This is a genomic window from Streptosporangium sp. NPDC051022, from assembly GCF_040683035.1.
Classification (GTDB): domain Bacteria; phylum Actinomycetota; class Actinomycetes; order Streptosporangiales; family Streptosporangiaceae; genus Streptosporangium.
Window position 1 is genome coordinate 66503 of record NZ_JBFBCF010000020.1, and the last position, 23076, is coordinate 89578.

Genomic DNA, 23076 nt, shown 5'->3' on the forward strand with positions numbered 1-23076 from the left:
CCGGTCGATGACCCTGCGGGGATTCCTGGAGCTGTTCACCGAGCCGGCGCAGGTCCTGTCCGCGGAGTCGGCCGTCGTCACCAGCTCGCGGGTCTCCTTCCTGGAGGACTCTCCTCAGGTACGGCGACTGCCGGACGGCACCGCCATAGTGTCGGAGAAACTCATCCAGCAACTCCACGCCCAAGGGGTGAACCCGCCGCACGTGCCCCGTTTCTCGGCGTTGCGGCTCCAGGATCCGACCGGCGCCGGAACGCCTCTCGAACGTCGCCTCGCCCGTGAGCTGGAACTCGACGGCGCCGACCTCCCCCACCTCGCCGAGCCAGCATGGCAGCATATGGCGCGGGTGACGGCCTCGGCCGACCTCACAGAGGTCCTGCCGTCGATCATCTCCTACTTCGGCGCGGCCTTTCTCCAGGGCCGCACGACCTTCACCTTCGTGGATCTCGTCAACGACCTGGGCATATCGCTCTTCGAGGGAGGACGCCTGACCTACGACACCTTCCGCCTGAAGGAGTTCTTCCGGCCTGTCGAGTCGTCCGGGGTAGCCTTCCTTCACTCGGCCTACCAGGAACCACTGGCGGCCGAGCACCTTCGCGACCCGGGCAGCGGGGAGTCGATCCCCAAAACGGCCCCACGCCTGACCGAGCAGGTCCGGGAGTTCCTCTACCGAGGTTCTCGCCAGGTATCGCGGGTGCCCACCGACGACTGCGTCCTGCCGTCGGGTACGTATCTCGTCGGGCCGAGCCATCACCTGATGTACCGGCGGGTCGAACGGCCGGTGCGCTTCGACCGCTTCCCCGTCACGGTCGGCCGCTACAACCGCTTCCTGGAGGCGGTCCGGCAGTACGGCTCGCAGCAGTGGGACCACCCGGACAAGCCTGCGGAGTTCTCCCACGAGCCCTGGAAGGAACGGCTCAAGATTCAGGAGTACTTCACCGATCCGGCGTACGAGAACCACCCGGCGATCTGCGTCAATTACTGGAGTGCCTACGCCTTCGCCCGTTTCGAGGGCAAGCGCCTGCCGACGTCCCTTGAGTGGGAGGCCGCGGCCCGGGGTGACGACGGCCGGTTGTTCCCCTGGGGTGACGAGATCGACCTGGACATCGTCAGCTGCGCCGACTCCTGGAGCGGCCGGCCGCTGATCACATACGAGGCGTGGCGGGAGGACCTCGATCGAGGGCGACTGAGCCAGACCATGCCGGGTCCCGTTGACGCCCATCCCGGCAACGTGTCGCCGTTCGGAGTACGGGAGATGGTCGGGAACGTCTGGGAGATCACGGGGACCGTGCTCGAAGACCTCAACGAGGTGGTCATCTGCGGCGGCTCGTACGACAACCCGCACCGCGCACTGCAGACATCCTCGAAAGGGCTGGCCCAGCGCCGGGGTTGCAGCAACGCGGTCGGTTTCAGATGTGTCGAGGAGCTCGGGTGATCCCGGCCAAGCGGGGACTGCCCCGCCTGTATTAACAGCCTGGATACCGGCGCCGACCGGTGACCCACCAGTGGCTGTGGGCACCGGCCTCCCACACCACGCCGGCGGACTGGCGGCGCCAGGTGGGCCTGACCGCGAGACGGTGTCACCGGAGCACACCGGCCGGAGGCTCAGCGTCTGGGACGACAGCGGTAGCCCGGCACGTTAGAACAGCACAGACCCCCGGTGGAGATGGCTGCTCTTGGTCGACGGCCTTTCCACCAGGGGCCTTCCGACTTCTGGATCAGTGACGACGACCTTCAACACAGCCATGACCTGCGACGTCACGGTGAAATGAGCTCATCGTTCCCCGACCCCGAATACACCGCCACCCAGAAATGGTGCGCCCCTGAGCGGCAGCCCGATCCCACTCACCGGGCCGAGCGTCCAGGACGTGCACGAGGTGGCGCTACGCACCACTCAAGTGGAGGGAGACCATGTACTGCCATGGCGTTCCCAACACCGGCATAGCTGTTAGATGCACCAGTAATGGCTGTTTACGCTCGAGCTGTCCGTGTGCGAGGTTCCCAACCTCGAAACGACAGTGAGAGTGGCTTCGGTACGGTAGGCGAACTGCCTGGACGGATAGTACGTGCAATTGTAGTGCGCTTCCGATCGGGAGGCTGATCCCGCGTTGCAGCTATGCTTTGTGGAGCCTGTGCCGACCCGAGTCTCCGACCCGTCCGCGTTGATCCTATAGAGCCATGCTGTAAGGGCACAGCTGGTAGGCCTCTCGGATGTGCATCCTGTTATTTCGGCTGAGCCGATGATGTCCTTGCTTGTCGGTGTGAGGGTTACCGGTTTGTCGGTTCTGAACCAGCACCCGATACGATCAGCGGCTTGCTTGACACCATTGCCCTCTGTGGTCCCCACGAACACAGGAGGTGAAGGAATCGATACCTCACCCTCGGGGTCAGCGATTATTTCTGGAGAGATTTCTGGTTTTGGCGGCACCTCGTCCGCCGCGACCGGCGAGGCGAAACCGGCCAGCGTAGAGGCTGCCACTACGACCGGCAACGCCAGGACGAGAAGCTTTTTCCAGATTTTCAAGGGAACTCCTTTCCGGTGGACAACACCTCCAGTAAATGAGATCTCTGAGCAACCTTGACGAATTGGCGAGGTGACAAAAATCACACCCGCTTTTCGATCGCATCCCCCATGCGGAAATATTGTTACGGACTCCGACGCCCATCTTTACGACCTCTACTAAATATGCGCACCCCAATGGAAGTCGAAAGTTTCCCGCCAACAGGTAAAGTGTTTTCGTGTTGTTCATCTGAAATTTTCGGTCCGGCGCAGGGGTTACGCCTATGCGCATGAGATGCCCCACAAGCAGGGATGCATTAGCCTGACCGGTATGAGCTTGAGCTTGCGCTACCTGGTCTTCAACTGCGTTGAGCCCTACAGGCTGGCCCGGTTCTGGAGCACTGTCCTCGCCCTTCCGATAGACGGCGGCGCGGAATCCTGCTGGATCGAACTACCCGAAGGCAACCAGCCGTCACAGATACTGTTCATGCACGCATCATCCGAAATAAAGGGGAAAACCCAGCCACATGTTCATCTCAACCCTGGTGGCGGGACCCTCGCAGAAGAGGTGGAGCGGCTTGTCGGCCTAGGAGCCGTCGTCGTCAGTGAGCAGGAACGGGGGCGTGGGATCGGATGGGTGGTAATGGCTGACCCCGAAGGCAACGAGTTCTGTGTTGACTCAAGTGACGCAGAAGTGACGGCCGCCCAGGCGTAGATCCGGGAGCGGGCTGAGGACTTGCCGAAAATCAACCCGTATTCTTCGAGCCACTGTCCTGCACCGGCGCCCGGCCTGCCCAAGCAGTCCTCTCCGACCTGTTTCAGGCCACCCGCATGACCGCCAATCGAGCCATCCGGTAGATCTCCCTTCACTCGGCCAGGCCGGCTCCACCGTCACGCCCCCAGAAACGTCTCCACTCGGCATCAGACCTCACGGCCCACGCCCTCAGCACCGGCACCTGCCCGCAAAAGATCAGCTCAGCGCTTTGATCATCTAAGCCCTGAAGTGTGCGAGGCCGGCATAACTCCACACCGCCCGCGGAACCGATTGCGCGAGGTGGACGTGACACGAGGTTTCAGGAAACGGCAGCCGCCGCCGGGAACTACCTCTGTCTTCACCGCGTTCCAGGACGTCCGGGCGCCGGTACTGCGGGCGGTCAGGCGGGATGGATCAACACTGACGAGCGGCGCCCAGCCCGCCCCCCCTTCGCTCACCACACCGGGTCACATCTCGTGGCGCCCGACCAGGTCGTCGAAGCCGCCGCCCTTGATGGACGCGAGGAAGGCATCCCACTCGGAGGGAGCGAAGGCCAGGACCGGGCCGTCGGAGTCCTTGGAGTCGCGGACCAGGAAGAGATGGTCGGCGTCTGCCCCAACCCCGGCTTGGACATTGTGGGCAGCCGCAACCTCGACGCAGTCCTGACCGTTTCCGCTGAGGGAGCTTTTACGCCAGACACCGACCTCAACACAGTTCTGTCCGGCACCACTCCGGGAACTCTTGCGCCAGACGATATGAGACAGTTCTAGGTCAGACATTCCATACCCCTTTCGTAGCCGTCAGCCGAGCTGAGTGGCCACTTCCGTGATGAGGCGCCGAGAGCTATCTGGGTCCAGCGCCTTGGCGCGGAGATGGTCAAATGCCACGACATAACGGTATACATCCGCATCGCTCTCCACATAGAGGCTGTCCGTCATGTTCTCCAGGAAAACCACATCCGGGTCGGCTGGCTCCGGGAACTGAAGGATTTCGAATGCGCCGCTTGTGCCTGAATGGGCTCCGATGGCGAACGGCAGGATCTGGAGAGTGACGTTAGGCGACTCTGTTACCTCCAGGAGCCGCGCGCACTGTGATCGCATCACAGCAGATCCGCCGACGTTACGGCGAATACTGCCTTCGTCAAGGATCGCCCAGAGATGCAGGGGATCTTTCCTCGCGAGGACTTCCTGGCGGGCCATACGGATTTCGACCCGGCGCGCGATCTCGCCAGGAGGCGAGAGCAGCAGGCCTGCACGGATGACAGCGCGAGCGTAGTCCTCAGTTTGGAGGAGGCCGGGAAGAACCAGAGGCGCGAAGCTGCGCATCGAGGCAGCTTCGGCTTCAAGTCCGACGTAGGCGGCATAGTCGCCGGAAAGCTCGCTGTATGCCTGCCACCAACCTTTCTTTCGTGCGTCCCGCGTGAGTTTGAGCAGCTCATCCCGCTTGAAGCTGTCGACTTCATAGAGCTCAAGAAGGCGCCCGACGTCTTTGGGGACGACACCTACCCTCGATGTCTCGATTCGAGAGAGCTTGGTGGCTGACCAGCCGAGCCGCTCACCGACTTCCTCCAACGTCAACTGAGCACGCTCGCGCAGATGGCGCAGCTCAGAAGCCAAGCGACGCCTTCGCACCGTAGGACTTCCCGTTTGCCTCATGACCGCCTTCCCTTGGGCCGGAGCCAACAGTAGCCGCTCCTTGACGCAGAGTATCGAAGCTTCTCGAGAAGCAAATTTGCCCTTCTGGTAGCGCCAACATCCGAGATAGATGCATGCTCTAGGTGCTCACTCGATGACTCTCGGTAGGGGTGGCGGGTGTCAGGCAGCCACGAACTCGAAGGGCAGGCGGTCAGATGAAAGTGCTCGATCATCAGAGGTGGAAGGTTCAGCTCGTGGAGCTGGCGTGGGAGCTGAGCGATCTCGGCTTCGACTCCACGGTCAGGCTTCCTCGCGGCCAGCGTCCGAGCCTAGAGATCTTCATGCCGTCAGGGCGACCCGGGAGCGCCACGCCCCACCCAGGCCGTGTCTCGGTGTTCACCTGGAGTCGGCGCCACAACCAGGGGCTCCAGGTTATCGATCATGTTCGGAATGCCTTCGAGAAGATCGGGAAGGGGATCACACCATGAAGGCACTGGGGATGCTCGGACAGGTCGCACTCCCGGGAGAGGTCTCCTCCGTCCCCGTCGCGCGACGCTACGTCCGCGACCTCCTGGACTCTGTCGGCCACACCCGCAACGACGACGCCCTACTCCTCGTCACCGAACTCGTCACCAACGCGGTGCGACACTCCCGCTCGGGCCGCCCTGATGGACGGGTGACGGTGTCCGTTGCCACCCATAATGGAACGATCCATATCGATGTGGCCGATGCCGGATCAGCCGACCACCACCCCCGCCTCTGCTCGCAGGTGAGCGCCGACAGCAGTGGCGGGCGCGGCCTGTGGCTGGTCCAGGAGATCGCCTCGGCCTGGGGCTGGCACGAGATCCCGGCGGGCCGGGTGGTCTGGTTCCAGCTGACGGGAGAGTGAAACGATGATCCAGTGGGACTACCCACCCCGCTGCCTGAGCCCCCACGTCGCCTCCCCACGCTCCCACTGCGAGACGCTGACGTGGAACGCTCCAGCGATGACAGAACGGGGCCGGGTCATCCGGTGGACGTGCGAATGCGACCCGGTCTTCTTCGAGTTCGTTCAGGCGAACGGCCTGCGCTTCATCCGCCGCACGAAACGGACGTCGAAACCTCCCCTGGTCGAGGAGAGCGACCACTGGCCGGCCGCCGAGGCGGACGCCATGTGGAGCGCCCTCCTGTTCGGCCTGGTCCGCTAGACGGTCTTCGCACCGACGGACCAGCCCCACTCACCCGCCCGCCGTTCCCCGAACGCCGCCGCGCGGCATCCCCGTCACGGTGACGGTCCCGACAGAGCCCGGCCGGTCAGCCGATCGGTGGATCGGCTCAACCGAACGGCCGGCCCGGCGGTTCAGCCGCCGCTCCATGAGATCGGTCGATGCGCGCCCGGACTCGGCGCTGCGACGCTGAGGACATCGGGTCCGCGAAGGACCGGAACCGGACGGGCGAGTACGCACCGGAGGTGAGCGGGGGCGACATCCGTACGAAAGCCCTGGCACACCGGTCGGCCCGAGAAGCGACGTCAGCGGGAGAAGCAGGCGGCGTCGGCATGAGGAACAGGAAAGAGAACACGAGGAGCAGGAAAGAGAGGGAGCATCATGAACGCCCGGACTCCGCGTCTCACCGCGATATCCGATGAGGCCCTGAACCATCCGCGCAGTCTGACGGCGTTTCGCGGCATGAGGCTTCTCGTCGGCGGCTACGTCCTCATCAGTGTGCTCACTCTCGTGGCCGTCTACCTGATGCGCGACGATCCGGCGCTGGTGAACGACGCGGTCTGGGTCCGCGGCGGGATCGTCGCCGTCACCTCCGTGGTGATGCTCGGCTTCGTCGCCGGTACGTCCCGCGGCCGCCGCCGCTCATACCTCCGGCTACGGATCGCCTCGGCCATCATGGTGGCGGCCGTCGTGGTCCTCGCCTCACTGCCCGGTTTCCTACCGGTATGGATGAGGATCGAACAGGGCGTCTGCGGACTTGTCCTGACAGGTGTCGTCGTGATCGCCAACGGCAGGCACCTGCGCTCGCTGTTCACCGCCGAGCAGACCGGCGCACCGACGGACGAGTAGACCGGCCCACCGATGGATCAGCGCACCCGCGCCCTCGGCAGTCCTCGGTTCTCGTGGTGTTCACGCTCCCCCGCCCTGTTCCGTCACCGTCCCCGCGCACAGGTGGTGCCGCTCGAACCGGCCACGGCTAGATTGTTCCGCCGGGAGCGGGTGCGGTGAGGAGGGCGCGGATGAGCGGTTCGATGCCGCACTCCCGGCCGGACACGCAGGAGCGACGGTGGTCGGCGGCGGTGACCGTCGCACCGTACCTGTTGCTGGCGATCCTGAGCATCGTCACGGTGATCGGCGAGTGGTCGACGAGAGACTCCCTGCTCACCGACCTGGCCCTGTGCGTGCTGGCCGCGGCGTGGATGCTGTGGCTCTTCACGTCGCGTCCCGCCCGGCGGGAGCACCCGCCGACAATGGCGGTGTTCTTCACCGGGCTGATCGTGATCATGATGGTCCTGGTGCTCCGGGCCCCCTGGTTCGGCCTCTTCACACCCGCCGGATACGTCTACGCGTTCAGGCTCCTGCGCTGGCCGTGGCGGCTGTCCGGCGTCGCCGCGGTGGCGGTCGTGTCGGGTACCGCGCAGGCATACGCCGTGGAGAAGACCACCGTCGTCGGTCTGGCGATCTACGGTGCCATCCTGGCCGCGAACGTGCTCCCCATGTGTGGCTTCGCCTGGTTCGCCCGGCGAAGTGCCGAGCAGAACGAGCAACGCGAGCAGGCCCTCGAAGAAGCGCGCGAGGCGAACCGCAGGCTGCAGGCGACACTGGCGGAGAACGCGGGGCTGCACGAGCGGCTGCTGGTCCAGGCGAGGGAGGCCGGTGTCCACGACGAGCGGCAGCGAATGGCACGGGAGATTCACGACACCCTGGCGCAGGGACTCACCGGGATCATCACCCAGCTGCACGCGGCCGAACATGCCCGCGACGATCCGCCGGAGTGGCACAGACATGTCACGGCGGCTACCAGGCTGGCGAAGGAGAGCCTCTCCGAGGCACGGCGCTCGGTGCACGAGCTGCGTCCGGAGCCCCTGCGGACGGCACGGCTGGGCGAGGCCCTGACCGATGTCGCCGGACGCTGGTCGGCGCTGCACGGAATCCCGGTCCAGGTCACGACGACCGGTACGGCGCGGCCGATGCGGCCGGAAACCGAGGTCGCGCTGCTGCGGACCGCGCAGGAGGCGCTGGCCAACGTGGCCAGGCACGCCCATGCGACCAGGGTCGGGGTGACACTGTCCTATATGGAACACGAGGTCGCTCTGGACGTGCGCGACGACGGCACAGGCTTCGATCCGGCCCGGCTCAGTGACGGCATCATCGGGAACATCACCGCCGCCCCAGGTGGTGACGGCAGTACCGAGAGCGGTACCGCCACCTGGGCCGATGACGGCAGCACCAGGAGCACCACCGCCGCCCCGGACGGTGGCGGCTTCGGTCTTGTCGCGATGCGGCAGCGGATCGAGGGCCTGTCGGGAACACTGCAGATCGAATCGGAACCGGGCCTCGGCACGGGGATCTCGGCCTGCGTCCCGACCCCGCCCGCGAAGGACCACGTGTGAGCCGCCCCGAGAGCGCCCCGGAGAGCGGCGGCCAGGGCGGCGAGGCCGACACCCCGATCAGGCTGCTGATCACCGATGATCACCCCGTCGTCAGGGACGGCCTCAGCAGCATGTTCGCGCGCGATCCGGGGTTCGAGGTGCTCGGCGAGGCCGCCGACGGCGCCGAGGCGGTCCGGCTCGCCCAGGAGTTGCGGCCGGATGTGATCCTGATGGACCTGCGGATGCCCGGCATGGACGGTGTGACCGCGACACGCGAGCTGGCGAGGCGAGGTATCACCGCACGCGTGCTGGTGCTGACCACCTACGACACCGACGGCCACGTACTGCCCGCGATCGAGGCGGGCGCCACCGGCTACCTGCTCAAGGACGCTCCCCGTGCCGAACTCCTGCGGGCGGTCCGGGCGGCGGCCCGAGGCGAGGCCGTACTGTCGCCGTCGGTCGCGGCCACGCTGATGGGCCGGGTCCGTACCCTCAGCGCGGGGCCGCTCAGCCGCCGAGAGCTGGAGGTCCTCGAACTGGTGGCGGCGGGGAACACCAACCGGGAGGTCGCGGCCAGACTGTTCATCACCGAGGCCACGGTCAAGACCCACCTTCTGAACATCTACGCCAAGCTCGGCGTCGGTGACCGCGCCGCCGCCGTCGCCGAGGCGTTCAACCGCGGACTGCTCACCCCGGGAACACCGGAACGACGATGACACCGGAACGGCGACGGCAGGTGCCTCGGATCAGGCCGTTACGCCGGAGGTGGAGGAGTCGTCCGCCTCTCTATCCGGCCATCGTCGCGACTCTTTCCTGGCCGCCCGGGAACCATCCGTCGAAGCCGTAAGTGGTTCCCCGGTTCTCGCGCGCTCAGGCGGCGGGCTCGGTTCTCAGGTGGTCGCGGAACTCGCGGATCGCCACGATGCCGCCGTACGGTGCCGGAACACCGGTCATGGAGAGGCCGAAGGCGAAGGCGAGGCACTGGGACGGAAGCACGGCGACTGCACCAGCAGGAGAAGTTCCATAGTGGTCGTGGTGTCAAGGGCAAGGCCGAAACCATCACTCGTCTCTCCAGAAAGACGTGGTTCCCCAGCCTCGAATCTGTGAGTCATCGTGATCCTGTGGCCGGCGTTCTCCCAGTTGTCCCGAATCTTTTCCCCGGCCGAGGAAAGGTTATCTTTGGGCAGGCCTTTCAAATAATAGGATCGCACAACGTAAATCTCTCCCGTCAGAGAACTCCCCTCGTTCGGGATGCACGGATGCTCAGCCAAGCTCGTAGGAAGGAGATCCAGCCGAGGCTTGGGGGTGATTCCGGAAACCACCTGGCGGACCAGCTCCTCGACCCGAGCCGTAGCCTGCGCCTCTGTTATCCGGGGTCCGGCATCCGTCATGGCATCATCCTTCGCGCAACCACCGAGCACTACCAGCACGACAAATGCCGCCAATATTCGACACCATCTCATCTTTCCCCTTAACCAACAGATCACTCCGAAGGAACCGGCTGCTGTAGGTATCGCTGAAGAGCCAGGTCTGGCGTTGGAGACACCTGCACCGCCTCGTATTTACCTACTACAACAGAGCTGATGTTTCGCAAAGATTCTGATTTATCATACCAATAAGCGGAATGTCCACCGGGATCGACGACAAAACTCTTGGCGCCAAATTTGGGCGCGTAGGGGCTCTCGCCGAACCATCCGGCTTCCGCCACGAAGTCGTCAGGGGCCGCACCGACCCACACATGCGCCGGATCCACTCCCAGGTCACGGGCGTGATCGACGCCGAGGCCGGGGCTGCCGACGAACACCAGATCGTCGGCGAGCTTGCCGAAAGGGCGCCGCACAGCGGCCTGACCTGTGGTCAGTGAACCATAGCTGTGCCCGACCATGGTCAGGTTGGCCGGGACGTCGGGATCGTGGGAGGCGCGCAGTCCATCGACGAAGGAGGCCAGTTCCTTCGCGCCGTTCTCAGCGGCCCCCCTGAAGAGCACCGTATGACCAGGAGTGAAAGCCTGGTCGATCTGGGGAGCGTCGTAACCGAGCCAGGCGATGGAGGCGGTCCGCTTCCCACTGTCCAGTCCATTGGCCCGGTCCCAGGTGAACAGGGCGCGCTCAAAGTCGGCTTTGCCGTCTTCGATCTTGGTGGCGAGTCCGGGTACGTACGTCGTGACGTGGTGGGCCGTGTCGGGGTCACCGTACGAGACCACCGCCCGGCCCTGCCCTGTCGTATCAAAGCCCAGCAGCAGCGCCGGAGGCCGACCGTTGCGACCCCCTTCGGCGAGGGCGGCCTTCACCGCCTCGACCCGGGCCAGCATGGTGGAGTACTCCGCAAGCTTGGGCCCGAACACACTCCCCGCTCCGAATCCCATGAAACGACCGGGCTGTCGGCTGAGTTCGTCCCTCTTCTTGAGCAACTCGGCCCTCTCGTCGCGGAGCCGCTTCTCCTCAAGGGCGAGAAAGGCCCGGTTGGCCGAGTCGCGAGTGGCGGAGGGAATGCCGTTGAGGAAGCCGACCACGCCCGGCGCCTTGTTGATCAGCCCCTGGCGGGCGGCTGGGTCCAGCATCCGCCACCAGGCACTGACCCGCCCGGCCAGATCGGCATCCTTGCCCTGCCGTTGCAGTTCCAGCACCTTGCCCAGGGATTTGGTGTCGCCCGTCCGCGCCTGGGCCAGGAGGGACCCGGCTCCATTGCCGTCCGGGGCGAAGGCGCCGAACAGCCCGTACCCCACCAGTCCTGCGGCGGCCAGGTCCGCGCCCTTGCCTCCGGCCCCACCCGCGAAGGGGTCCGGGCCCGTCCGCTTGATGACCTCCATCCGCTTGCGCAGGTCACCGGCCTGAGCAGCGGCCCATGTACCAGCCTCCCCGACCGTACGGCCCGCCGCCGCTGCCACGCACACCGCCGAGCACTCGGCGTTCAGCCTCGACCCCGCCTCCGGCAGCGCGTGACCGGCACGGTCCAGTTCCGCCGCCAAGCGCTCCATCGCTTCGACGTCCATTCCGGCGAACGCCCCGCGGGAGGCGGCGGCGACCTCGATAGGTGAGAACAAGCGGGGTGGCCGGGGCGGGTTCTCCCCTCTCCTGGCGATCAGGTCGGCGATCTCGGTAAGCGCCTGCTCGAACGCCTTCTGTAATCGCCTGCGCCGTTCCATCAGCTCATCACCGAACCGGGGTGCCCCGCCCCCCACCCAGGCGCTCACCGCCATGGTCCGGGCGGCCGTGTCCAGTGCCGGGGCGTGAGTGCCGGCGAGTTCGGCGACCGTGCGATACGCGGCGAGCAACGGCGCCGCCGTGGAGGCCGTACCCGGAGTCGTCACCGAACCATTTCACCAAAAGAAGACTAGACGATCAATAATCTGCTAACGCAAAGACAGCCCGACGCGAAAAGATACAGCAATTCTGTCACCTTCGCCCTCTTTGTCCGCTTGAACGAGCACATGAGCCCTTTTCCTCGACCGGACGGATTCCGGCGGGAAAAGGGGTCGGCCCGCCTGTACGGGAAACCAACGAAACGGAGGGTCGAACACCGCCCATTCCCTCTGGTAACCACGGCTTGCAGGTGGATCGGCGACTTGCTGCGTTCGCCGTCAACGCCGGCTGCCGGGCCCGCAATGACATCGGGTGCTCACCAGGACGCGGTTCTCCTATCACGCCACCTGGCTCTCGGCGGGCAAACCGATCATCGCCGGTCGGGCGTTCTCCTGGCTGACCGGAGCGGAGCTGACGCTGACTCACGGACCGCTCCGTTGGACGTGATACGTCCGCCACGTGTCGTGCTTTCCCTGCCGGAGTCTCAACCGGACTCCGGCAGGCCCTCTCCCTGTACCGTGCTTTCATGACGGGGCTCGAAGAACTGACCGACCGACTGCGGCGGTTCGCGCAGGACAGGGACTGGGAGCAGTTCCACACACCGAAGAACCTGGCCATGGCCCTGGCCGGAGAGGTCGGCGAGCTGCTCGCCGAGTTGCAGTGGCTGACCCCCGAGGAAACCGCGACGGTCATGGAGGACGAGGCCTCCGCCGGGCGTGTGCGGTCGGAACTGGCGGACGTCATGACCTACCTGCTCCGCCTCGCCGACGTGCTTGAGGTCGACCTCGTCGAAGCGGCCCACGCCAAACTCGACGAGAACGACAAACGCTTCCCCGTGGAGACCTATCGCGGGTCGGCCAAGAAGGCCCCACCACTCGTCTGATTTCGCCGGGTGATCGCTGTAATGTTCCTGCCATAGTGATGCGGCCCGACGGGCTTTCGCTGATCGACTAATCACGGACACGTCCCCATACCGCACGAGTCTCTCGTGCTGCCTGGGGGCAGGTCCGTGACGGCGTTTCGGCATCCCGCCGAAGTTCTGGCCAAGCCGGCGACCGACGAAGAGCCGACGAGGGTGGCCCCCGGAGCGCTGGCTCTGGCGGTGCACCGGTTGCGTCAGGCCAGAGTGACCGGAGTTCTCCCCGCTGAGCGGTGGAACCGGAAATGGATCTCATTACGGGAACGGTCCACTCCCGCGGATCTTGTGGCCACTAGCATCTCGCCTGTCACAGGCAGGGGCCTTCGGAGTTCGCCGTCGAACGGCCTCTGTTCCGTGCGGATGACCAGCCAGAAGGAGAAAGAGAGCCGCGTGAGCACGCAGCAGTCCCGGGCCCGCGACCCCCGCCTCGTCGACTCCACCACGCGGCTGGTGGAGTTTCTCCGCGATCTGGCGACCGCCCGCCGCGTCCCGGTTCGAGATCTCCGCGACCACGGCCGGGTTCTCTGGCTGGTGGACCTGCCGGAGGCGGTCGAACCGCGCCGTGACGCAGGGCTCGGCGAGGTTCTCTTCTCCGTCGACCATGTCAGGAGCGCGCCGCCCCCGGCTCCGCCGGACGTGCTCCACGGCTGGCTGCGACAGCACGAACTCGAGGATCCGGAGCTGGAGGCTCCCGCCCTGTCCGAGACCGGCCCTGACCGTATCGAGGAGATCGACGAGGACGATCGTCCGGTGTCCCGCCGGGAGACCCGGCAGGACCGGCCGGATGTGGTCGAGGCGTACGGCAGGTGGCTTCCCCGCTGGCAGGCGTGGGCCGACCAGGAACGTGAGCGGGTGCGGCAGCAGCGCTGGCACCGCGATCTCTTCTCGATCTCCAACCAGCTCGGCCAGGTCGACGACGAGTGGGAACTGGTGCTGGCGACCGGTCTGCTCTCCTGGAGGGCCCCCGGCGTCCGTGTCCGCAATCATCTGCTCACGACGCGCCTTCATCTCCGGGTCGACCGGAAAACCGAACGGATCAACGTCGTGCTGGGCGAAACGGCGCCCGTGCTCCAGGACCGCGAACTGCTGGCCGACCTCCGCGGGTTCACCCCTCAACGGACCGACCGCCTCCGCCAGCGGGCCAGGGAGGGAGAGGGCATCGGCCTGCAGGACAGCGTGACCGACCTGCTGGAATCGTGGTGCGACCGCGGGCTGGAGACCGAGCCCCGGCCTCGCTACCTGCCGGACTGGGCTCCCGGCGACGCGTCCGTGAAGCTCGCGGAAGTACGGCCGGCGCCCGCGCTGGTGCTGCGCAGGCGGGACCACGGCTCCCTGATCTCCTACTACGACGAAATGATCTCCACGCTGACCGGGCCTGACGCCCAGACGCCCCTCGGACTGGCCCAGCTCGTCAGCCCCCTCGAACCGGCGGAGCGGATGGCCTTCCTCCGGGACGGAGGCGTCAAGGCGGGAGACGCCCTCGGCCAGGATCCGCTGTTCCCGCTTCCCGCCAACCCCGAGCAGCGCACGATCATGACACGCCTGGGCGCTGACAACGGCGTCGTCGTCCAGGGGCCGCCGGGAACGGGAAAGACCCACAGCATCGCCAACCTGCTGTCGGCGCTGCTCGCCCAGGGCCAGCGGGTACTGGTCACCAGCCAGAAGGCGCAGGCGCTCCGCGTCCTGCGGGACAAGCTGCCGCCGGAGATCGCCAAGCTGTGCGTGTCCATGACCGATCTCGGCCGCGGTGGCTCCGCGGAGCTCGAGGGCGGCGTGAAGGCGCTGTCGAACCGTTTCTCCTCCTTCGATCCCGCCCGGCAGGCCAGGAGCATCACCGAGAAACGCCACCAGCTCGACTCCGCGCGCCGCGCGACCGTCGAGCTGACCGAGCGCATCCGGGCGCTGCGCGAGTCCGAGACCTACCGCCACCCCGAGATCGCGACCGGCTACTCGGGCACCCTCTCCGACATGGTCCGGCGCCTGACACGGGAGGAGACCGAATGTTCGTGGATGCCGGTTCCGCTGCCGGCCTCGGCTCCCTCCTCACCCCCGATCACGGTGGGTGAGGCCGCCGAACTCGTCCCCCTGCTCGCCGGAGAGACCCCGAACCGCAGAGCGCGGCTCTCCCAGCGCATTCCCGACGTCGCCGGGCTGCCCGGTGTGGAGAGGCTCAAAGGGCTGATCGCGGCCGAGCTCGCCGCGCAGAACATGGCCCAGCGGGCCCAGACGTACGTCTCCGAACGGCTTGAGCATCTCTCGTCTCAGCTGATCGCCCAGCTGGAGGTGATCGCGGCCGACGTCGCCCTCCGCCTTCAGGAGCTCGGCGTCCCCGAGGACGCCTCAGCCGGGGATCCGGCCGACTGGACGGTCCGGGCGCTGGCGGACGGGCTCGGCGGCCGCGAGGTGGCCGTCTGGGACCAGCTCGCCGCGCACACCGACCGTCTCGTCACGGCGCAGAACGCGATCCGCTCCGTCGGCTTCCGTAAGATCGATCATCCGGCGCTGGACTCACCGGGCGCGACGGGTTCCTACATCCAGTCCATGCGAGCGCTGCGCGACCACTTCGCGGCCGGCAACCAGCTCAAACGCGGCCTGTTCAAGCCCGCCGTGCAGAAGCAGGCCGAGCCGTGGCTGGCCGGCACGTCGGTCGACGGAATCATCCCGTCCAACGCCGAGCTCCTGTCGTTGGTCATCACCGAGTTCGAGGGCCGGGCCGCGGTCGGCGAGCTCCTGCGCGGGTGGCAGCTGGTCGGAGTGGAGTTCCCGCCGGACCAGCCCCTCCAGCGCACCGTGGCGCAGCTCGGTGACGCCTTCGACCGGCTCCACAGGGTGCGTCAGATCATGCCCGCGGTGGCGGAGACGACACGGCTGCTCGCCGGAGCGGGAATGCACGTCGGGCTCCGGAGCCACGCGGAGTGGCTGTCGTACGTGACGGCTCTGCGGGCCGTACGGCTTCGCATCGAGGCCGAGCAGGCCACCGCGGCGCTGAACGAACTCTGCTCGGCGCTCCAGCACGAAGCCTGGCTGGGCGCTCCGGCTCCCGAGCTGGTCGAGGCCGGGCGGGCGGTGGCCCTGCGGGACGGCGCCGCCTATGAGCGCTGTCTCACCGGTCTCCTGGAAGCGCACCGTGAACAGGCCGAGCAGCGACGCTGTGACGAACTTTCGGGCCGGGTCCGCGACGCCCATCCCGGCCTGCTCGGTCTTCTCACCGAGGCACGGACATGGCAGCCCCGTTTCTCCGCCTGGGACCGTGCCTGGGCGTGGGGCGGGGCTCAGACGTTCTTCACCGAACAGCGCCAGCCGGGTCTCGAACAGCGGCTGGAGGCCGAGCTCGAGGCCGCGACCGCCCGGGAGATGCGGCTGACCGCCGAACTCGCCGCCGAACAGGCCTGGCAGGCCGCCCTGGGCAGGATGACCTCCCGCCAGACGACGGCGCTGCGGGCCTACCAGGACCACATCGGCAAGTTGGGGAAGGGCACCGGACGATACGCCGGCAGGTTCCAGTCGCTCGCGCGCGAGGCCATGGCGCACGCCCGCGACGCCGTACCCGCCTGGGTCATGCCGCTCCGGCAGGTGCTGGAGACGATCCCGCCCGTCCGCGACTCCTTCGACGTCGTCATCGTCGACGAGGCCAGCCAGGCGAGCATCGAGGCGCTCTTCCTGCTCTGGCTGGCGCCCCGCGTCATCGTCGTCGGCGACGACAAACAGTGTGCGCCCTCCACCGTGAGCCACGGTGAACTGGAGCCGATCTTCGCGAAACTGTCGACCTATCTCCCGGACATGCCCGCCTACTTGCGGGACGCGTTCACCCCCAAGTCGAGCCTGTTCGACCTGCTCGCGACGAGGTTCGGCTCGGTCCTGCGGCTCAAGGAGCACTTCCGGTGCATGCCGGAGATCATCGACTTCTCCTCGCGGCAGTTCTACGCCGACGAACCGCTGGTACCGCTGCGGCAGTTCGGCTCCGACCGCCTGCCTCCGCTCCAGGTGGTGCGCGTCCCCGGCGCGTCGAGTGAGGGGTCCGCGACCCGGCTGCGCAACAAGGTGGAGGCGCAGGCGATCGTGGAGCGGATCCTCTCCTGCGAGGAGGACCCCGCCTACAGGGACAAGACCTTCGGCGTCGTCGTGCTTCAGGGGTCGGCGCAGGTCCAGCTCATCCACAACATGCTGCTCGACCGACTGGATCCGAAGGACTGGGAGAGGCGGCGGCTGCGGGTCGGCACGCCTCCCGACTTCCAGGGCGACGAACGCGACGTGGTGTTCCTCTCGATGGTGATCGCCGAGAGACGCTCGGCGGTGACGAGCACCGAGTGGCAGCGCAGGTTCAACGTGGCCGCCTCGCGGGCCAAGGACCAGATGTGGCTGTTCCACTCGGTCAGCCCCGACCTCCTCTCCCCGGCGTGCCTGCGCCGGTCGTTGCTCACCTACATGCTGAATCCACCGGCGGCACCGCTCACGACTCCGCTGGACGACGTGACCGCCGACGACTCCCACCCGGAGTTCGACTCGCTCTTCGAGCAGCGGGTCTTCCTGCGCATCCGCGAGCGCGGGTACCACGTCGTCCCGCAGGTGGAGGTCAACGGCCGCCGGATCGACCTCGTGGTGAGCGGCGCCCAGGGACGCCTCGCGGTCGAATGCGACGGTGACTTCTGGCACGGCACGCCCGAGCAGCGGGAGGCGGACCTCGACCGGGAGCGCGAGCTCAAGCGCGCGGGGTGGCGGTTCTGGCGCATCCGCGAGAGCGAGTTCTATTTCGACCCCTCGGCGGCGATGGAGCCGCTCTGGGCCGAGCTTGAGCGCAGAGGAATCCTTCCCGGCCAGGTCTCCGTCGGAGAGGAGGACGGCGTGCCCTCATCGTGGAGCGCACTGCCCCTGTCGGGCGACGAAGGCTGGGACGGCCTCGAAGACGGTTACTCCGGCGACATGAACGAGTCTCCGATCGAGGCGACGGCCGCTGCCCGTCTCACTCCCCTTCTCCCTGCCGGGGCGACCGTCGCACAGGTCCGTGCCTGGGCCCGCGAGCACGGCCATGACGTCAGTGACCGGGGCCGCCTTCCCGAACACGTGGTCACGGCGTACCAGCACGCGCATGCTCCGGGCCGAGAGGCCGGCAGGGATCCGTCCCTCACACGATGAGGGCCCCGCCTCGGAGGACCGCCTCAAGCGGGCGCCGGGCCCCCGGCGGTCAGAGGAGGCCACGGCGCGTTCAGGCGCCGAGCTGGCGGGTGATCGACGGGTCGGTGATGGAGGTGTCGTCGGCGAGCAGGAACGCCTTGGACAGGATGACCGACAGCATGCCGCCGTTCTCCTCGAAGGGCAGGAAGACGGACGCGGCGTCGCGGTCGTGCCCGGGGACGATGCAGAGATAGGCGTCGTTGGGTTCCATCAGGATGTTCCCCGACCCCAGGTGGATCTTGTAGGTCCGCCGGTCTCCGCGCACCCGCAGGAACCGGTCGGTCAGCTCCGCCCTGCCGGCGATCCTCAACCGGGGCAGGAGTCGGGCGAGCGCGTCGCGCCGGGTCTTGGCGGTCTCGGTGAGTTCGCCGAACCCGTAGGAGTTCCAGTACTCCTCGTGCCCGTGGGCCGCCTGCTGGTCGAGGCCGACCGAGGTGACGCCCACGGCCAGATCGGCGTCACGCAGCGCCTCCGACAGCACCAGCGGTGGCACTTCGGCCAGCGGAACACCCTCATGGTAGGCGTAGCCGTAGTCGTCGGTGGCGTCCTGCCCGTCCCGGTGGAAACGAATCCGCTCGCCGGCGCAGAAGGAGGCGGTTCCCCACCCGTCGGCTTCCGGGTCGCCCGTTATGCGCATGCTCCAAAAGGCCCGCCAGCCGGACAGCTCCTTGACGGCGTCGCTCTGGCCGCCGGACTCGTAGTCCCAGTGGCCGATCGACAGATCGGTCCAGCCTCGCTGGTTCAGCAGCGCCTTGGCCTGGCCGTAGCGCAGCACGTGCCCGGCGAACCGGTTGGAGTAGGTGCGGGTCCGCTCCTCGGCCGGGGTCAGCAGGTAGACCTCACGGAAGGCCTGCTTGTACGGCTGACGCACCCCGCGCTCCAGCAGGTGGTCGCGCCAGGCCCGCACCTCCTCGGCCGTCTCGCGGATCGGGTGCCACAGCAGGACCGGCGTGTCGGGGTACGGCTGGATCCTGCGGCCCCGCGGGTCGGTCAGCTCCCAGCCGGCATCGGTCCTGACGGGGATCCCTGCCGGGCCCTGGAGGATCTGCCAGATCAGGTTCCGGGCGTACAGACCGGTGACCGGGTGGTCGAGGAAGAACTCCGTCACCTGGTGCCAGCGCCAGATCCGTTCCTCGACCAGTGCCCGCTCCAGCCGGAACCGCTCGGCGGGCAGCGCCTGCTTGAGGTCCTTCAGCGTGCTCTTGAGCTCGGCGAGCGCGGGATCCCTGCGGATGGCCTGCGGGGCCGACTTGATGGCTCTTCCGGCGGCGTTGACGAACCGGAGCGCGGGGCCGTCGGCGTGGAGCCGTACGAGACAGTCGCCGATCCTCTCCTCCCGCACTCCGTCCGGGCCGATCCCGAAGGTCGGCACGGTGCGGTCCAGCAGTTGCTCTCGGCTGAGCCCGGCCTGGGCGGCCACCGCGTCCAGCGTGCGCGCCACGTTGGCCAGCACGGTCTTCTTACGGACCTTGACCTGGACCTTGGCCAGCGCCGCGACCGTGTCCAGCCCGCCTCTGCGGGCCAGGACGTTCACGGCGGCGTTGGCGAGCCTCTCGCTGCGGCAGTTGGCGCCCGACCCGCCGATCCCGGTGCCGCAGGTCAGCGCGACGTCACCGAGGAGCGAGGCCACCCACGGCTCGTCGATCAGCTCGCAGGTCCACACCATGCCACGCACCGGTACGGCGGTGCGCTCGTGCAGGAAGACGTTCTCCCTCCACTCATAGCCGTTGGCGGCCACGTGATCGATCGTCTTCTCCCGGTGGGCCGCCACCAGGGCGAGGATCTCGCGGACGAGACCGACGGCCTCGGGCGTCACCAACGTCCGGGCGGTCTTGAGCCATCTGTCGCTGGGCTTGGCGGACCGGGCGGTGTTCCAGTGGTGCAGCAGGGGCAGGACGGCGGGGTCGGCCAGGCGCGCGCCGTACTCCTCGGCCAGCGTACGGGCGACGTCGTCGCAGTCCCAGATCAGATTACGCACCACACCGGCCGGGCCGTGCTCGAGAGATTCGGTCAGCAGCTCCTTCACCTGCTCGTGCAGGGCTTCCCAGACAGGCCTGTAGTAACGGTGGAACCAGGGCAGCGTGTCTCCCAGGATGCGACGGCGATCGGTGTAGCCCAGTCGCCGGGTCGCGGCGAGCGGGATCCGGTACAGCTCCGGATAGTTCGTGTGCCGCTGGGTCATCAGCACGTTTGCGACCACCCAGAGAAAGCGGACGTCCTCGGCCGTCCACGGGACGTCACCGTCAGCGGCGAGCCTGGTCACGCGCAGAACGCGCTCGTCGTAGTCGTGGCCTCCGCCCATTCCCTTGGTAAGCCGCATCTGCGCCCAGCGGCCGAACATCCGCGGATCATCGTCCTCACCGAAGGGCTCTCGCCCCGCGTCGAAGGCCGCGTCAAAATGGGTGAAGGCCTTCATGATCAATGGATCCGGATTGTCAATGAAATAGCTGTGATACTGGGAAAAGTCGGCGATGATGCCCATGCTCAGCCCCCGACCAGTGGAACGAGCTTGATGAACGACACGACCGGGTCGACGGTCAGGTCGATCACCTCGGACAGGTCGTCGATCTGACGCTCCCCGATCAGCAGCAGAAACCCGTTGCGCTGGAACGCCCGCTCGGCGGCGTCCGCCTGACGCTCCCAGTCGATCCGCCGTCTCGCGCCCATCCGGTAACCGTTCAGCTCCACCTCGGCGTCCACCGGACGGACCAGGCCGTTGAACCGGGCGGAGGGAGCGGCGTTGTACCGGGCGACCTCCTCACGGACACGAAGCCGTACGAGCTCCCGCGCCGAGATGCTTTCCGGCAGGTCGGGGAGTGTGAACTCCTCTATCGGTTTTCCCGTCGCGGTCTCATCCCGGAACGTGACCGTCGCCATGCCGCAGCTCCACAAATCATCGGAATCACTGTGGTGATCATCAGTAGCACCCGAAGCCGACAGAAACCCGCATCACCATCTCGTCGGTGGCCCGTCCGGCTCGGCCGAACTACCGCTCGTCTGATTTCGCCGGATGGGCGCCGTAAGGAGCCCGGCACGGTGACGCTCGACAGCCGCCCCGGCCGATGGCCACCCGGGCGCGTCGTCTCCGGGACCGGCGATCACCTGGGCGCCTTGTCCCCCGGGGCCGGTGTCGACAGCGCGCCCAGGATCATCCGGTGACCTCGGGCCACGCGTCACCGGGGATCAGGTAACGCAGGTGCGCCGCATCCAGCCACTCCCGGTCGACCTGCCGTCCGACCACCCGGCCGACGAGGGTGAGCATCGACGAGATGCCGACGTCCCACGGAGTGTCGGGCCCGAGGTCGAGGTCGAGGTCGAGGCGGTACCGGTCGAGCGCGGCCGGGTCGGAGCCGTCGGTGTATCCCCACCCGTCGACGACCGTGGTCACCTCGCCGCCGACGACGTGGATCAGGGTCCTGGATCCGTCGACCACGTTCCAGTGGAGGTGGAGTAGGCGCCCGCCGCCGACCGTGAGCGCGGCCTGTACCTCAAGGGCGGAGAGCAGGAATCCGGCGAGCGGCAGGACCTGTGTCCAGCCCGTCCCGGTCTCTCCTCCCCACACCGCTCCGGCCACCGGAAGGTCTCCCGGCGAGTCCCATTCGTAGACGGAGTGGTCGCCGAGGGCGCACTCCCGCGCCGAGCCGAGATCGGCGCGCAGGAGACGCGCGACCCGCTCCAGGTCTCCGCCCTCGATCCACACCATCTGGAACAGCGGGCCCCAGCCGTAGCCCTCCAGGAGGTCGTGGAGCCGTGTGGGCAGTCCGTGCGTCATGATCGCTCCCGTACGGCGAGGCCGTCGGCCCACGGATCACGGGCCGGTGGCCGTCGCTCGCCTGGTTGGTGACCTTCACCCAGAAACCGTTGCCGTCCATCACGCGGTAGCGCGAGTGAAAGGCCAGAAGATACCAGCCATGGTTCCTGTTCGGGGTTCCGTTGACCGGCCGGAAGAATGGCCGATATGGAAGCCCGTATCGCAATCGCCCCCGCCCCCGACGAAGCCCCGGCCTACGGCCGGGCCAACTCGCCCGATCTGGACCACCTGCGCTCCCAGATCATGGAGGCCGTCTCGCGTGGCGGCGGGGTCAATGTGCCGCTCGGGGAGGCGAACGGGCTGGTGTGGCTGGTGCCCGGGGAGCCGGAGCTGCTCGGGGCGGTGCTGGAGGAGCATCCCGGGATCGGGTGGGTGCAGTTTCCGTGGGCGGGGGTGGAGAGGTTCGCGTCGTCGGGGGTCTTCCGGCGGCCGGTGACCTTCACCTGCGCCAAGGGGTCCTTCGCCGGGCAGGTGAGCGAGCACGCGCTGATGCTGACGCTGGCCTGCCTGCGGAGTGTCTCGCTGCAGGCGCGGACACCTCACTGGCGGTCGGTGGATCCCCGGTCGCTGCACGGGCTGCGGGTGACGATCCTCGGCGGGGGCGGCATCGCCACCGAGCTGGTACGGCTGCTGCGGCCGTTCGAGTGCCGGGTGACGGTGATCCGGCGGCGGCCGGAGAAGGTGGAGGGGGCGAACGAGACGCTGCCCGCCTCGGCATTGCACGACGTGCTTCCCGAGACCGACGTCCTGGTGCTGGCACTGGCGTTGACACCGGAGACGAGGCACGTCGTGGGGGCTGCCGAGCTGGGGCTGCTGCCCGCGCACGCGGTCCTGGTCAACGTCGCGCGCGGCGCGCACGTCGACACCGGCGCGCTCGTCGAGGCTCTGCGCGACGGGGCGATCTCCGCGGCCGGGCTGGACGTGACGGATCCGGAGCCGCTGCCCGAGGGGCATCCGCTCTGGGACGACCCGAGGGTCCTCATCACCTCGCACTGCGCGGACTCGGCGGAGTATGTGATGCGGATGCTCTGTGAGCGGGTCGAGCGGAACGTCCGCAACCTGCGGACGGGCCTGCCGCTGGAGGGCTTGATCGATCCCTCCGCCGGATACTGACCTCACCCCGGGGGCAGGTCCCCGGGAATGGTCACCCGGTTACCCGCCGCTCATCCGCGCCGATCCGGCCTGTTCCACCACTCGCCGTACCGGCGCCTCGAACGACCGCGAGAACGTCCAAACACCGGACCGGTGCGCCCCTCGCCGAGCATGGAGAAGTCGTCCGTCTCCCTGCCCGGCCATCATCGCAGGTCTTTCCCGGCCGGCCGGGAACCATCCGTCAAAGCCGTAAGGGGGTTTCCTCGGTACTCTCGCGCTCAAGCGGCGAGCTCGGTCCTCAGGTGGTTGCGAAACTCG

Annotated in this window: 18 protein-coding genes; 11 read left to right on the forward strand and 7 right to left on the reverse strand. The window is 67.4% G+C overall.

Annotation, left to right across the window (positions count from 1 at the left end; genetic code table 11):
• Positions 1-7: 7 nt before the first annotated feature.
• Positions 8-1432 carry an SUMF1/EgtB/PvdO family nonheme iron enzyme gene (locus AB0N02_RS28610; protein ID WP_363952705.1) on the forward strand — a complete coding sequence of 475 codons (1425 nt, stop codon included), beginning with the start codon at positions 8-10 and terminating at the stop codon, positions 1430-1432.
• Positions 1433-2828: 1396 nt separating this feature from the next.
• Entirely contained in the window at positions 2829-3212 is a 384-nt protein-coding gene (locus tag AB0N02_RS28615) for a VOC family protein (RefSeq protein WP_363952707.1), read from the forward strand.
• 506 nt (positions 3213-3718) lie between these two features.
• On the opposite strand, the gene AB0N02_RS28620 is transcribed toward AB0N02_RS28615, so the two are convergent.
• The gene (locus AB0N02_RS28620) at positions 3719-4030 is read right to left on the reverse strand and encodes a DUF397 domain-containing protein (RefSeq protein ID WP_363952709.1); all 312 of its coding nucleotides are present in this window, start codon (positions 4028-4030) and stop codon (positions 3719-3721) included.
• A gap of 21 nt (positions 4031-4051) precedes the next feature.
• Positions 4052-4867 carry a helix-turn-helix transcriptional regulator gene (locus tag AB0N02_RS28625; RefSeq protein WP_363952711.1) on the reverse strand — a complete coding sequence of 272 codons (816 nt, stop codon included), beginning with the start codon at positions 4865-4867 and terminating at the stop codon, positions 4052-4054.
• 233 nt (positions 4868-5100) lie between these two features.
• Between AB0N02_RS28625 and AB0N02_RS28630 the strand changes: the two genes are divergently transcribed.
• The 6 genes from AB0N02_RS28630 to AB0N02_RS28655 all read left to right on the forward strand — a co-directional run bounded on the left by AB0N02_RS28630 (position 5101) and on the right by AB0N02_RS28655 (position 9178).
• A complete protein-coding gene (locus AB0N02_RS28630; protein ID WP_363952713.1) occupies positions 5101-5373 on the forward strand; it encodes a hypothetical protein in 273 nt (90 codons plus the stop codon).
• Positions 5370-5774, forward strand: coding sequence for an ATP-binding protein (locus tag AB0N02_RS28635; protein WP_363952715.1), 405 nt, complete (start codon positions 5370-5372; stop codon positions 5772-5774). Before AB0N02_RS28630 ends, AB0N02_RS28635 begins: the two co-directional genes overlap by 4 nt.
• Positions 5775-5871: 97 nt before the next feature.
• On the forward strand, positions 5872-6072 hold the full coding sequence (locus AB0N02_RS28640) for a hypothetical protein (RefSeq protein ID WP_363952717.1): 201 nt from the start codon (positions 5872-5874) through the stop codon (positions 6070-6072).
• Between the two features lie 480 nt (positions 6073-6552).
• Positions 6553-6939 (forward strand): hypothetical protein, encoded by a 387-nt coding sequence (locus AB0N02_RS28645; protein WP_363952719.1) that lies wholly within the window; start codon positions 6553-6555, stop codon positions 6937-6939.
• Positions 6940-7109: 170 nt separating this feature from the next.
• Entirely contained in the window at positions 7110-8483 is a 1374-nt protein-coding gene (locus AB0N02_RS28650) for a sensor histidine kinase (protein ID WP_363952721.1), read from the forward strand.
• Positions 8480-9178 (forward strand): response regulator transcription factor, encoded by a 699-nt coding sequence (locus tag AB0N02_RS28655; protein WP_363952723.1) that lies wholly within the window; start codon positions 8480-8482, stop codon positions 9176-9178. Before AB0N02_RS28650 ends, AB0N02_RS28655 begins: the two co-directional genes overlap by 4 nt.
• Before the next feature lie 154 nt (positions 9179-9332).
• On the opposite strand, the gene AB0N02_RS28660 is transcribed toward AB0N02_RS28655, so the two are convergent.
• Complete coding sequence (locus AB0N02_RS28660; RefSeq protein WP_363952725.1) at positions 9333-9458, reverse strand: hypothetical protein; 126 nt, start codon at positions 9456-9458, stop codon at positions 9333-9335.
• Between the two features lie 487 nt (positions 9459-9945).
• Positions 9946-11772, reverse strand: coding sequence for an alpha/beta hydrolase (locus AB0N02_RS28665; RefSeq protein WP_363952727.1), 1827 nt, complete (start codon positions 11770-11772; stop codon positions 9946-9948).
• 518 nt (positions 11773-12290) lie between these two features.
• On the opposite strand from AB0N02_RS28665, the gene AB0N02_RS28670 reads away from it, so the two are divergent.
• Both AB0N02_RS28670 and AB0N02_RS28675 read left to right on the forward strand, forming a co-directional pair.
• Complete coding sequence (locus AB0N02_RS28670) at positions 12291-12647, forward strand: nucleotide pyrophosphohydrolase (protein WP_363952729.1); 357 nt, start codon at positions 12291-12293, stop codon at positions 12645-12647.
• A 426-nt stretch (positions 12648-13073) separates the two neighbouring features.
• Positions 13074-17816: a histone-like nucleoid-structuring protein Lsr2 gene (locus AB0N02_RS28675; RefSeq protein WP_363952731.1), complete on the forward strand. Its 4743-nt coding sequence runs from the start codon at positions 13074-13076 to the stop codon at positions 17814-17816.
• A 70-nt stretch (positions 17817-17886) separates the two neighbouring features.
• Here the strand turns inward: AB0N02_RS28675 and AB0N02_RS28680 are convergent, their stop codons facing one another.
• The 3 genes from AB0N02_RS28680 to AB0N02_RS28690 all read right to left on the reverse strand — a co-directional run bounded on the left by AB0N02_RS28680 (position 17887) and on the right by AB0N02_RS28690 (position 21627).
• Positions 17887-20271, reverse strand: coding sequence for a DUF4132 domain-containing protein (locus AB0N02_RS28680; RefSeq protein WP_363952733.1), 2385 nt, complete (start codon positions 20269-20271; stop codon positions 17887-17889).
• A 68-nt stretch (positions 20272-20339) separates the two neighbouring features.
• Positions 20340-20732, reverse strand: coding sequence for a hypothetical protein (locus AB0N02_RS28685; RefSeq protein WP_363952735.1), 393 nt, complete (start codon positions 20730-20732; stop codon positions 20340-20342).
• A 271-nt stretch (positions 20733-21003) separates the two neighbouring features.
• A complete protein-coding gene (locus AB0N02_RS28690; RefSeq protein WP_363952737.1) occupies positions 21004-21627 on the reverse strand; it encodes a hypothetical protein in 624 nt (207 codons plus the stop codon).
• A 186-nt stretch (positions 21628-21813) separates the two neighbouring features.
• Here AB0N02_RS28690 and AB0N02_RS28695 point away from each other — a divergent pair, with 186 nt between their 5' ends.
• Positions 21814-22779 (forward strand): D-isomer specific 2-hydroxyacid dehydrogenase family protein, encoded by a 966-nt coding sequence (locus AB0N02_RS28695; protein WP_363952739.1) that lies wholly within the window; start codon positions 21814-21816, stop codon positions 22777-22779.
• Positions 22780-23076 lie beyond the last annotated feature (297 nt).

Bases quoted from the DNA above. Each gene is read 5' to 3' on its own strand.
- AB0N02_RS28670 (WP_363952729.1), top strand. From the start codon at position 12,291: ATGACGGGGCTCGAAGAACTGACCGACCGACTGCGGCGGTTCGCGCAG.
- AB0N02_RS28680 (WP_363952733.1), bottom strand. From the start codon at position 20,271: ATGAAGGCCTTCACCCATTTTGACGCGGCCTTCGACGCGGGGCGAGAG.
- AB0N02_RS28635 (WP_363952715.1), top strand. From the start codon at position 5,370: ATGAAGGCACTGGGGATGCTCGGACAGGTCGCACTCCCGGGAGAGGTC.
- AB0N02_RS28690 (WP_363952737.1), bottom strand. From the start codon at position 21,627: ATGACGCACGGACTGCCCACACGGCTCCACGACCTCCTGGAGGGCTAC.
- AB0N02_RS28640 (WP_363952717.1), top strand. From the start codon at position 5,872: ATGACAGAACGGGGCCGGGTCATCCGGTGGACGTGCGAATGCGACCCG.
- AB0N02_RS28630 (WP_363952713.1), top strand. From the start codon at position 5,101: ATGAAAGTGCTCGATCATCAGAGGTGGAAGGTTCAGCTCGTGGAGCTG.
- AB0N02_RS28650 (WP_363952721.1), top strand. From the start codon at position 7,110: ATGAGCGGTTCGATGCCGCACTCCCGGCCGGACACGCAGGAGCGACGG.
- AB0N02_RS28645 (WP_363952719.1), top strand. From the start codon at position 6,553: ATGAGGCTTCTCGTCGGCGGCTACGTCCTCATCAGTGTGCTCACTCTC.
- AB0N02_RS28685 (WP_363952735.1), bottom strand. From the start codon at position 20,732: ATGGCGACGGTCACGTTCCGGGATGAGACCGCGACGGGAAAACCGATA.
- AB0N02_RS28610 (WP_363952705.1), top strand. From the start codon at position 8: ATGACCCTGCGGGGATTCCTGGAGCTGTTCACCGAGCCGGCGCAGGTC.
- AB0N02_RS28695 (WP_363952739.1), top strand. From the start codon at position 21,814: ATGGAAGCCCGTATCGCAATCGCCCCCGCCCCCGACGAAGCCCCGGCC.
- AB0N02_RS28615 (WP_363952707.1), top strand. From the start codon at position 2,829: ATGAGCTTGAGCTTGCGCTACCTGGTCTTCAACTGCGTTGAGCCCTAC.
- AB0N02_RS28620 (WP_363952709.1), bottom strand. From the start codon at position 4,030: ATGTCTGACCTAGAACTGTCTCATATCGTCTGGCGCAAGAGTTCCCGG.